Annotated in this window: 9 protein-coding genes and 1 pseudogene; 5 read left to right on the forward strand and 5 right to left on the reverse strand. The window is 73.0% G+C overall.

What is annotated here, in order from left to right; genetic code table 11:
* Window positions 1-1,206: glycoside hydrolase family 15 protein (locus AB0K09_RS22765; protein WP_366067214.1), on the forward strand; the 1,206-nt coding region annotated here is incomplete at its 5' end.
* Here the strand turns inward: AB0K09_RS22765 and AB0K09_RS22770 are convergent.
* Window positions 1,178-2,533 carry an MFS transporter gene (locus tag AB0K09_RS22770; RefSeq protein WP_366067215.1) on the reverse strand — a complete coding sequence of 452 codons (1,356 nt, stop codon included), beginning with the start codon at window positions 2,531-2,533 and terminating at the stop codon, window positions 1,178-1,180. The two genes, AB0K09_RS22765 and AB0K09_RS22770, sit on opposite strands and share 29 nt — an antisense overlap.
* 158 nt (window positions 2,534-2,691) lie before the next feature.
* On the opposite strand from AB0K09_RS22770, the gene AB0K09_RS22775 reads away from it, so the two are divergent.
* Window positions 2,692-3,933, forward strand: coding sequence for a cytochrome P450 (locus AB0K09_RS22775; RefSeq protein WP_366067216.1), 1,242 nt, complete (start codon window positions 2,692-2,694; stop codon window positions 3,931-3,933).
* 144 nt (window positions 3,934-4,077) lie between these two features.
* Here AB0K09_RS22775 and AB0K09_RS22780 read toward each other — a convergent pair whose 3' ends face one another.
* Window positions 4,078-4,461 (reverse strand): hypothetical protein, encoded by a 384-nt coding sequence (locus tag AB0K09_RS22780; RefSeq protein ID WP_366067217.1) that lies wholly within the window; start codon window positions 4,459-4,461, stop codon window positions 4,078-4,080.
* Window positions 4,462-4,730: 269 nt separating this feature from the next.
* Between AB0K09_RS22780 and AB0K09_RS22785 the strand changes: the two genes are divergently transcribed.
* Window positions 4,731-7,391, forward strand: a complete 2,661-nt coding sequence (locus AB0K09_RS22785; protein WP_366067218.1) for an amino acid permease — start codon at window positions 4,731-4,733, stop codon at window positions 7,389-7,391.
* A gap of 16 nt (window positions 7,392-7,407) precedes the next feature.
* Here AB0K09_RS22785 and AB0K09_RS22790 read toward each other — a convergent pair whose 3' ends face one another.
* From AB0K09_RS22790 to AB0K09_RS22800, 3 genes are all read right to left on the reverse strand, one after another.
* Window positions 7,408-8,136: a glycosyltransferase gene (locus AB0K09_RS22790; protein WP_366067219.1), complete on the reverse strand. Its 729-nt coding sequence runs from the start codon at window positions 8,134-8,136 to the stop codon at window positions 7,408-7,410.
* A gap of 101 nt (window positions 8,137-8,237) precedes the next feature.
* A complete protein-coding gene (locus AB0K09_RS22795) occupies window positions 8,238-8,699 on the reverse strand; it encodes a DUF1801 domain-containing protein (protein WP_366067220.1) in 462 nt (153 codons plus the stop codon).
* A 44-nt stretch (window positions 8,700-8,743) separates the two neighbouring features.
* Window positions 8,744-9,112, reverse strand: coding sequence for a VOC family protein (locus tag AB0K09_RS22800; protein ID WP_366067221.1), 369 nt, complete (start codon window positions 9,110-9,112; stop codon window positions 8,744-8,746).
* Window positions 9,113-9,247: 135 nt separating this feature from the next.
* Here AB0K09_RS22800 and AB0K09_RS22805 point away from each other — a divergent pair, with 135 nt between their 5' ends.
* Window positions 9,248-10,204 carry a LuxR C-terminal-related transcriptional regulator gene (locus tag AB0K09_RS22805; protein WP_366067222.1) on the forward strand — a complete coding sequence of 319 codons (957 nt, stop codon included), beginning with the start codon at window positions 9,248-9,250 and terminating at the stop codon, window positions 10,202-10,204.
* Between the two features lie 60 nt (window positions 10,205-10,264).
* Window positions 10,265-10,801 (forward strand): annotated as a pseudogene (locus AB0K09_RS22810) (ATPase); the annotation flags it as partial.

Below are 10,801 nucleotides of genomic sequence, written 5' to 3' on the forward strand. Positions count from 1 at the left end.
GCGCTGGAGGCGACGGAGGAGTTCTGGCGGGAGTGGGTGACCCACTGCACGTACCACGGCCCGTACCGGGACGCGGTGGTCCGCTCGCTGATCACGCTCAAGGCCCTGACCTACGCCCCGACGGGGGGCATCGTGGCCGCGCCGACCACCTCGCTGCCCGAGGAGATCGGCGGCGTGCGGAACTGGGACTACCGCTACACCTGGCTGCGGGACGCCGCGATCACCCTGTCCTCGCTGCTGCGCACCGGCTACCGCGAGGAGGCCCGGGCCTGGCGCGAGTGGCTGCTGCGCGCGGTCGCCGGCGACCCCGAGAACCTCCAGATCATGTACGGCATCGCGGGCGAGCGCGAGCTGGGCGAGGCCGAGCTGCCGTGGCTGCCGGGGTACGAGGACTCGGCGCCGGTCCGGGTGGGCAACGGCGCGGCCGGCCAGCTCCAGCTGGACGTCTACGGCGAGGTCACCGAGGCCCTGCACCTGGCGCACATGACGGGCCTGGCCCGCAACGACTACGCCTCCCTGCTCCAGCTGCGGCTGATCGGCTACCTGGAGGACCACTGGACCGAGCCGGACGAGGGCATCTGGGAGGTGCGCGGCCCGCGCCGGCACTTCGTGCACTCGAAGGTGATGGCCTGGGTCGCGGTGGACCGCACCATCAAGCTCATCGAGTCCGGCGACGTCGACGGCCCGCTGGAGCGCTGGCGCGAGCTGCGCGACGACATCCACCGGGACGTGTGCGAGAAGGGTTACGACAAGGAGCGCAACACCTTCACGCAGTACTACGGCTCGAAGGAGCTGGACGCCTCGCTGCTGCTGATCCCGCAGATGGGCTTCCTGCCGCCGGACGACAAGCGCGTGATCGGCACGATCGAGGCGATCCAGCGGGAGCTGTCGACGCCGGACGGCTTCGTCCTGCGCTATCCCACGGCCGGCGAGCAGGCGGGCGTGGACGGGCTGGAGGGCGACGAAGGCGCCTTCCTGGCCTGCTCGTTCTGGCTCGCGGACGATCTGGCGATGATCGGCCGGGTCGACGAGGCGCGGCAGCTCTTCGAGAAGCTGCTGGCGCTCCGCAACGATCTGGGGCTGCTGGCGGAGGAGTGGGATCCGCATCTGAAGCGGCAGGTGGGCAACTTCCCGCAGGCGTTCAGCCACGTGCCTCTGATCGACACCGCGCTGCGGCTCACCGCCTCGAGCGCGTTCGGAGGCTGAAGCCGAGGGCGAGCGCTCCCACCGGGAGCGCGAGCACGGCCGCGGCGGCGTTGAGCCCGCCGTAGCCGTAGAGGGCCACCATGCCGCCCGACAGGGCGCCGCCCGCCGCTCCGACCAGGTTCATCAGGGTGTCCGAGGCGCCCTGGACCTCCGAGCGGTGCGCGGCGTCGACGGACTCGCTCAGCAGCGCGGATCCGGCGATGGTGGCGCAGGACCAGGCCAGTCCGAGGACGAACAGGCCGGCCGCCACTCCCCACGGCCGGCCCCCGGCGGTCCCGGCGAGCAGGGTGGCGAACGCGAAGAGCACCTGGGCGAGCAGGATGACGGGGATCCGGCCCAGCCGGTCGGCCGCCCGCCCCACCAGCGGCGAGAGCGCGTACATGCCCGCGATGTGCAGGCTGATGGTGAGGCCGACGACGCTCAGCGAGGCGCCGTGGTGGGTGAGGTGGACGGGCGTCATCGTCATCACCGACACCATCACGGCGTGCCCGAGTACCAGCGAGGCCAGTCCGGTCAGCGCGGCGGGCGAGGCGGCGACGTGCCGCAGCGCGCCGCGCATGCGGTCGGCGAACCGGGGCTGGGGCTTCCGGGGACCGGCCGCGCCGGCGACGTCGGCGTCGGTGTTGGCGTTGGCGTTGGCGTTGGCGTTGGCGTTGGTGTTGGCGTTGGCGAGGAGCAGCGGGTCGGGGCGCAGCCGGGTGTGGACGACCGCCCAGCCGGTGAGGAAGGCCGCCACGGAGAAGACGAAGGTGCCCGCCGCGTCCGGCAGCCGCAGCACGTGGGCGACGGCCGCGCCGGGCCCGCTGAGGTTGGGGCCGAGCACGCTGCCGACGGTGGTGGACCACACCACCAGGGAGAGCGCCCCGGCCCGCGCGCCGGGCTCGGCGAGGTCGGCGGCGGCGTAGCGGGACTGGAGGTTCGAGGCGGTGGCGGCGCCGATGAGCAGCATGCCGAACAGCATCAGCGGGAGCCAGCCGAGCCCGGCGGCGACCGGTACGGTCACCGCGCCGGCCGTGGCGATCAGCCAGCCGGTGCCGAGGCCGGCCCGGCGGCCCCGGGACCGGGAGAGCGCGGCGAGCGGCACCGACACCAGCGCGGCGCCCAGGGTGGTCACGGGGGTGGCGAGCCCGGCGGTGGCCTGCGAGCCGGTCAGATGCTCCACGAGCAGTCCGCCGGAGGAGAGCATCGAGCCCATGCCGATCCCGGCGACGACCTGAGCGGTCATCAGCACCCGCACGGTCCGCCGCTGCACGGCGGCGAGATCGGGGGCGTCGGGTATGCGCGATATGTCGGAGGGCCCGGACGAGGGCTCGGCGGCTGCGGTCATGCCCGACAGCGTAGGCGTGCCGGGCCGGCCGGTCCGCCGCATCGTGGTGGCCCGCCGCAATGGCGATCAGCCACCGCGGCGAGGGTCCGGCGGCATGTGCGATCACCGCACCCGGCACGCTCTCCCCGGTCCGCCGGGCAGGCGCTAGGTTCCTGGCCATGGAACCGTACGGCCCGCAGGGGACGATCACCGTGGCGCGGGCGCTCGAACTGCCCGCGTTGCGGCGCGGGCTGCCCGAGGTGCTGACCGGCGCCGACCGGCTGGACCGGCCCGTGCGCTGGGTGCACGCGGGCGAGGCGCCCAACATGGCCGCCCTCCTCAAGGGCGGCGAGCTCCTGCTGACCACCGGGCACGGCCTGCTGGGCGGCCGTCCGGCCGAGCAGCGCGCGTTCGTCCGGGGGCTGGCCGAGCGGGACATCGCCGCGCTGGTGGTGGAGCTCGGCCCGCGCCTGCCCGCCCTGCCGGCCGCCGTCGTGGACACCGCGGGCTCGTACGGGCTGCCGCTGGTGCAGCTGCACCGCGAGGTGCCGTTCGTGGCGGTGACGGAGGAGATCCACACCGAGCTGGTCAACGAGCACTACACGCTGCTGCGGCAGGCCGAGGAGGTGCACCGCCGGTGCACCGAGGTGCTGCTGGGCGGGGGCGGCGTCCCGGAGGTGCTGCGGCTGTTCGCGGACTTCGCCGGCAACCCGGTCTTCCTCCAGGGCGCGGACGGCCGCCTGCTCTACGCGGCCGGCCCGCGGGGCGGCGGGGCCGGCGCGGCCGATCCGCTCCAGGTGTGGGACGGGCTGCGCTCCTGCGGGCTCGTGGGCAGCGTGGTGACCGACATCCCGGGCCGGGACCCCGGTCCCGGGGCGGTACGGGCCCGGCTGACCGTCCTGCCGGTCGACGCGCCGCTCGCCCCGCTGCACCGGATCGCGGCGGAGCGTGCGGCCGGGCTGCTGGCGGTGGTCCTGCTGCAGCTGGCCATGGTGCGCTCCGGGCAGGTGTCCTGGGAGGACGTGGTCCAGGAGACTCTCCGCTCGCAGGGCCCGACCGCGAACATTCCCCTGCGGTACGCGCTGGAGGACCTCGACACCGGTGAGGGGGTGATCCCGCGGGGTGAGCCGATCCTGCTCTGCATCGCCGCGGCCGGGCGGGATCCGGACCGGCACGGGGAGGACGCGGACCGCTTCGACGTCACCCGCGCGACCCGCCGCGACCACCTGGCCTTCGGCTTCGGGGCGCATCACTGCCTGGGGCGGGCCATGGCGCTGCTGGAGGCCACGATCGCCCTGCCGGCGCTCTTCGACCGCTTCCCGCGGCTGGCCCTCGCGACCCCGGCGGAGGAACTGGTGCCGCTGGAGTCGTTCCTCTCGACCGGCTTCCAGGCACTGCCCGTTCTCCTGGAGCCCGCGTAACAAGCGCGCGGACACGATACGGCGCGGTCTGTGCCGGCCCGGCCTTCCCCTGACCGCCCTCGCCCCTGGCGGAGCGACACGCGGGAGGCCGGCATGGACCGGGTACGGGAGCGGCGGCGCGGGTGCGGGCGGGCAGGGCTCGAGTCAGCCGTCCTCGATGTCCGAGATGAGCTTGGTGCTCAGGTCACTCTGCACCGCCAGCCGGGTGTGCCCGGCATCCGGACCCGCGCCCCAGGTGAGCGTGACCGTGGTGAACAGGTGTCCGGCACCGGAGTCGTGACAGCAGACCTCCCACTGGGTGGGCACATCCTGGGCCCGCAGGACGCCGTCGGCGTGGTTGACCTCCTCCCAGGCGGCCAGCCGCTGCCGGAGGTCCTCCGTGAGATAGTGGGCGCGAAGCTCCCCGCCCAGGTCATCGGTACCGTCATTGACAGCGTCGATGTAGGCGCCGTAGAAGTCGGCCACCCGGTCGACCGCGGAGTCCGGGCTCCCGCCGCGGACCGCGTCGTTCGCTTGATCCCCCGGCATGAACTCCCCCTCGCAACCATGCTGTTCAGTCCACGACCTTGATGAGGGTCTGCCCCTGCTGCACGGGAAACAGTCCTTTTAGGCGACATGTAGCTGTATGCGATTGTCCGGCCTCTACCGGCCGCCCGTGAGGGAAGACGGCCACGCTCGGGTGGGCAGCCTCGTCCGTCCTCACCCGAACGGCCCAGCAGTCCCCCGTACGGCGCCTTGGTCCCTGCTCGGCGGGCCACCTATGGCAGACCCCGTCGACCCCGGGGATGATGGTGATCATGAGCTCTGGTGGTCCGGCCGAGTCCGCCGCGCCGCCCGCGCCCGGCCCCGGCGCGGGTGAGAAGGGGCTCAGGGCCGGTGCCCTGGGGCTGTTCTCCTCCGTCGCCATGGGCCTGACGTCCACCGCTCCGGCGTACAGCCTGGCGGCGACGCTCGGCCTGATCGTGGCGGGGGTGGGCCTTCAGGCCCCTGTCATCACGATGCTGGCCTTCGTCCCGATGCTGCTGATCGCGTACGCCTACCGGGAGCTCAACGCGAGCGACGCCGACTGCGGGACCACCTTCACCTGGGCCTCCCGTGCCTTCGGCCCGCGCGTCGGCTGGATGGGCGGCTGGGGCATCATCGTCGCCGACATCATCGCCATGGCGAACCTGGCGGAGATCGCCGGCATCTACGGTTTCCGGCTGCTGGGGTTCGACGCGCTCGCCGGAGACCAGTTCTGGACCACCGTCGCGGGGGTCGTCTGGATCGCCGTGCTGACCGCGGTCTGCTACGTGGGCATCGAGGTGTCGGCCGCCCTGCAGCGCTGGCTGGTGTGCGTCGAGCTGGCGGTGCTGGCGCTGTTCGCGATCACCGCCCTGGTCAAGGTCTACACGGACGGCCCACCGACGGGGATCCACGTCTCCGCCTCCTGGTTCAACCCCCTCCATGTGCCGTCGGCCAAGGAGCTGACCGCGGGCATCCTCGCCGCGGTCTTCATCTACTGGGGCTGGGACACCGCCGTCGCCGTCAACGAGGAGACCAGCGACAGCAGGCACACGCCCGGACGGGCGGCGGTCGCCTCCACCGTGCTGCTGCTGGGCATCTACGCCCTGGTGGCGACCTCGGCGCAGGCGTTCGCCGGGATCGGCACCCAAGGCATCGGCCTCGGCAACACGGCCAATTCCGGGGACGTGCTCTCCGGCCTGGGAAGTGCCGTCTTCGGCACCCGGGGGGCCGGCTGGCTCTTCACCAAGCTGCTCATCTTCACGGTGCTGACCTCGGCGGTCGCGTCCACCCAGACCACCATTCTGCCGCTGGCCCGCACCGTCTTCTCCATGGCCGCCCACAAGGCCGTACCCTCACGCTTCGCCCGGGTGCACCGCAGATTCCTCACCCCGACCTGGTCGACCGTCGGCATGGGCCTGGTCTCCATCGGCTTTCTCGTCCTGCTGACCACGATCAGCCGTGACGTCCTGGCCGACTCCATCAAGGCGGTCGGCCTCGCGATCGCGTTCTACTACGGCCTCACCGGCTTCGCCTGTGTCTGGTACTACCGTGGGATCCTCACCCGCAGTCCCCGGGACCTACTGTTCAAGGGGGTGCTGCCGGGGCTGGGCGGGCTCATGATGCTGTGCCTGCTCTGCTACGCCGCCTTCGTCGTCTACGCGGAGCCGTCGTACGGCACGACCTCCTTCGACCTGCCGTTCCTCGGGCAGGTCGGCGGGGTGAGCATCGTGGGCCTCGGCGCCCTGCTCCTCGGTGTCGTCCTGATGCTCGTCATCACGCGGGAACACACCGCCGCGCTCAACCTGCAACGCGGTCTGCTGCCCCACCGCCTGCCGTCGCTGACCGGCGTCGAGACGGCCAGCCGCTACGTGCCCGCCGACAGCCGCTCCGGGGTGGGCGGAGACTGGTTCGACGTCATCCCGCTGTCGAGCACCCGGGTCGGCCTGGTGGTCGGGGACGTGCTCGGCCACGGGCTGAGCGCCGCCGCCACCATGGGCCGGCTGCGCACGAGCGTACGGGTCCTGGCCCGGCTGGACCTCGCCCCGGACGAACTGCTCGCCTGCCTGGACGACGTGGTCGGGCAGACCGTCGAGGAGTGGGCCCGCGACGACGGCGGAGGCGGGCCGGGGGCCGACGGCGACGAGGCCCTCGGAGTCACCTGTCTGTACGCGGTGTACGACCCGGTGTCCGGGCGGTGCAGCATGGCGCGCGCGGGCCACTCGCCGCCCGCCCTCGTCGACCCGGCCTGCGGCACCGTCAGCTATCCGAACCTCCCGGCCGGCCGGCCCCTGGGCCTGGGCGGCTCGCCGTTCGAGAGCACGGAACTCCAGCTGCCCGCCGGCAGCCTGCTCGCCCTGTTCACCGACGGTCTCGTCCAGGCCCCGGGCCACGACACCGAGACGGGGCTCGGCCTGCTCACCGGCGTCCTCTCCGAGTGCGGGCGCCCCCTGGAGGAGCTCTGCGACCGCACCGTGGCAGCGCTGCTGCCCGGCCCGGTGGACGACGACGCGGCCCTCCTGCTGGTCCGCACCCGGATGCTCGCCGGGCACCAGGTCGCGGAGTGGGAGCTGGACGCCGACCCGGCGTCCGTCGCGACCGCCCGGTCCGCCGCGAGCCGGCAGCTGGGCGAGTGGGGGCTCGAGGACCTGGCGTTCACGACCGAGCTGATCGTCAGCGAGCTGGTCACCAACGCCATCCGCTACGCCTCCGCCGGGCCGGTCCACGTCCGGCTGATCCGCGATCGCGGCCTCGTCTGCGAGGTGTCCGACACCGGCCACACCTCGCCGCACCTGCGCCACGCCGCTGCCGACGACGAGGGCGGGCGGGGCCTGTTCATCATCGCGGAGCTCACCCGGCGCTGGGGGACCCGTTACACCGCCACCGGCAAGACCATCTGGACCGAGCAGCCCCTGCCGGCCGAGGAAGGAGCGCTGGGCGTGGAGGCGCTCTAGCGGGAGGCCACCGGCGTCACCATGTCCAGTTCGACTCCCGCAGCGCATCGGCGCGCTGCAGGAGCGCCGAGATCCGGGTGGCTGCTTCACCGGGCTCCCAGTAACGATCCGATGCGGTCGTCTGGTGGGGGTGCTTGCGGTAGAGCACGCTCGGCTCGGCTATGAACTCACCGGGCGCCACAACTTCCGCGGCGAGGAGCAGGGCCACGGTCTCGGCTCCGGACAATGCCTGCCAGCCGCCCAGAGCGAGCGCCAGGCGGCGGTGGGCGGCGAAGGTGACCGCCTGGACGGACAGCCGGTCCTCCGTCACCTCACGGTAGAAGCGGCCGGGTTCCACGGGACCGCCCGGAGGATCGCAGGGGCCCGGCGCGGTGCTCCCGTCTTCGTGGAGGTCGACGCAGGCCGATACGCACCACGCGACGCGTCCGAGTGTCTCGATGTCCCGTTCCAGCGCACCGGGCAGCAGGACATCGTCCGCGTCCAGCGTCCGGATCACGTCTCCCGTGGCCCGGGCGAGCGCGTGGGTGCGCGCCACCGCCGTCCGGGCCCGCAGTCCTGTCCCCCACTTGATCCTGGGGTCGTCGGGCAGGCTGAGCGCGGGTATGCCCGAGGTGCCGTCCTCCTGCAGGCACCATTCCCATTCCCAGTCGCCCGGCAGTTTCTGCTCGCGGAGGGACTCGTAGGCCTCACCGAGGAACTGGTGGCCTCCATGATGCACGGCAGTGATGATGCTGATGGTTCGCATGAGCAAGATCCCCCGGAAAATCGACTGCCCACGATCATGACATGGACGAATCACCGAAGATCCCGGGGGCCGATGGGGCGGTCGAGCGAGGTGTGGGGCGATCAGGGGCTCTCGCTCACCGCCTGCTTCACCAGCCCGGCGATCCGCGCCTCCACCTCGGCCGTCACCTCGGTCAGCGCGAACGCGGCCGGCCACATCGGGCCGTCGTCCAGCCTCGCCCGGTCGCTGAAACCGAGCGTCGCGTAACGGGACTTGAACTTCTCCGCGCTCTGGAAGAAGCACACGACCCCGCCGTCCAGCGCGTAGGCCGGCATCCCGTACCACAGCCTCGGCGCCAGCTCCGGGGCACTGGCCGTGATCACGGCATGCACACGCTCGGCCATCACCCGGTCCGCGTCCGGCATCCCGGCGATCTTCGCGAGCACATCGCGCACCGCCTCCGCCGCCTTCTCCTCCCGCGACACACGCCGCGCCGCCTTCTTCACCTCCCGCGCATGCTCCTTCATCGCGGCCCGCTCCTCGGCCGAGAACCCCTCGTGCTGGTGGCTGTCTGTGGTCTTCATGGAAGGTTTCTCCTCTGTCGTGTTTGTCGTGCAGCTCGTCCGGCTCATCGGTCCTGGAGCAGGCCGAGGAGGTTGCCGTCGGGGTCGATGACGGTGGCCACCAGGCGGCCGCCGCCGACGTCGTGCACGGGCTCCTTCACGGTGGCGCCCGCGGCGGTCACCTGGGCGAGCTTCTCCGCGATGTCCGGCACGTGCCAGTAGGCGAGGGACGCGGTCAGGCCCTGCGGTCCGCCGCCCGGCAGGAGGCCGATGTGCTGACCGGCCGCCTCGAAGCCGGCGTAGTAGGGCTCGTCGGTCTGCGGCGCGACGCCGAGCAGTGCGGCGTACACCGCCTTGGCCTGTGCGAGGTCGGACACGGGATGCAGCACGGTCTTGATTCCCTGGGTGGGCGAGCTGGTCGGTGAGCTGGTCATGGGCGCTCCTGCGGTCGCGGGTCTCGATCGGCCCGGTGGCTTCGCCGGGCTCGTTCGCTGTGGTCACAGCCTCTCCCGGCCGGGGTACGGGCCGCCTCCGTGCTGACCACGGAACGCACTACGGATAATGAGCCGGTGTCCACTCCAGTGATCTCGGCTCGGGAAGCCGAAGTGCTCGCGCTGCTCGGGGAGCACCTCAGCAATGCGGAGATCGCCGCGCGGCTGTTCATCTCGGTACGGACGGTCGAGTCGCATGTCTCCTCGCTGCTGCGCAAGCTGGAGGTGCCGGACCGGCGTGCGCTGTCCCGGCGCGCGGCCGAGGTCACGCGTGCCGGGCAGGCGAGGCCCGTGCCGGCCCTCCCAGCGCCGCTGACGGCATTCGTCGGACGGGTGCGGGAACGCGGGGAGTTGGCCGAGGCGATCACGGCGCGCCGGCTGGTGACGGCGGTGGGTCTGGGCGGGGTGGGAAAGACACGGCTCGCGCTGGCGGTGGCGGCGGAGATGGCCGGCGACTTCGCCGACGGGGTGTGCTTCGTCGATCTGGTCCCGGTCACCGATCCGGGACGGATCGGCGCGGCGGTCGCGGCGGCCGTGGGGGTGGGCGAGCAGCCCGGGCGCGGCATCGACGAGGCGCTGACGGGCGCGCTGGCGGATCGCCGGATGCTGCTGGTGCTGGACAACTGCGAGCAGGTACGGGACGGGCTGGCGCCGTTCCTGGAACGGCTCCTCGTGGCCTGTCCGGGGATACGGGTGCTCGCGACCAGCCGGGCCCGGCTGATGGTGCCGTTCGAGTGGGTCTTCCCGGTGCCGCCGCTGTCGCGCGTCGGCGGTGGCGAGTCGGAGGCGGTCGCCCTGTTCCTGGACCGGGCGGCGGCGGTCGGCCGGGTCCCGGATCCCGGGGAACGCGAGCGGCTCGTGGCCCTGTGCGAACGGCTCGACGGCATGGCGCTGGCCATCGAACTGGCGGCGGCACGGTGGCCCTCGCTCGGTCTCGACGGCCTCACGGCCGGCCTCTCCGACCAGCTTCGGATCCTCGCCGGCGGGCCCCGTGCCGACGGCCGGCACCGGTCGGTGCGGGCGGTTCTCGACTGAAGCCACGACCTGCTGGCGCCGCAGGACCGGGTGCTGCTGCGTCGGGTTTCGGTCTTCGTCGTGCCGTTCACCGCCCGGGCGGCCGCCGAGGTGGCCGGGGTCGCGCCGCTGGAGGCAGCCGCGGTCGCCGACGGGCTCGGCAGGCTCGCCGAGCAGAGCCTGCTCGCCGTGACACCCTCCGCGACCGGCACCCGGTATCAGGTGCTGGAGACCATCCGCCAGTACGGTACGGAGCGACTCGCCGAGGCCGGCGAGCTGACGGACGTCCGATCGCGCCATCTGGCGTGGTGCCTGGCCTCCGCGGCCGGCCTCGGGGAAGACGGCGGCGCGGACTGGCGCGCCCGGTTCGACGCGGTGGCGGAGGACCTCCGGGCCGCTCTCACCTGGGCCGCCGACCGGGCGGAGCGCCGTGCGGACGCCTGCGCCCTCGCCCTGTCCCTGGCCGGACTGGCCTTCACCCGTAACCTGCTGGGCGAGGCGCAGCAACGGTACGAGCAGGCGGCCGGGCTCGCCGAGGACACCGGTGACGCAGCCGCCGGCGCCGCGGCACTGCGGCAGGCCGCCGGGGTGGCCGGGTGCCGCAGGCTCGGCGACGAC

This window comes from Streptomyces sp. NPDC049577, assembly GCF_040675635.1.
In the GTDB taxonomy this organism is placed as follows: Bacteria; Actinomycetota; Actinomycetes; order Streptomycetales; family Streptomycetaceae; genus Streptomyces.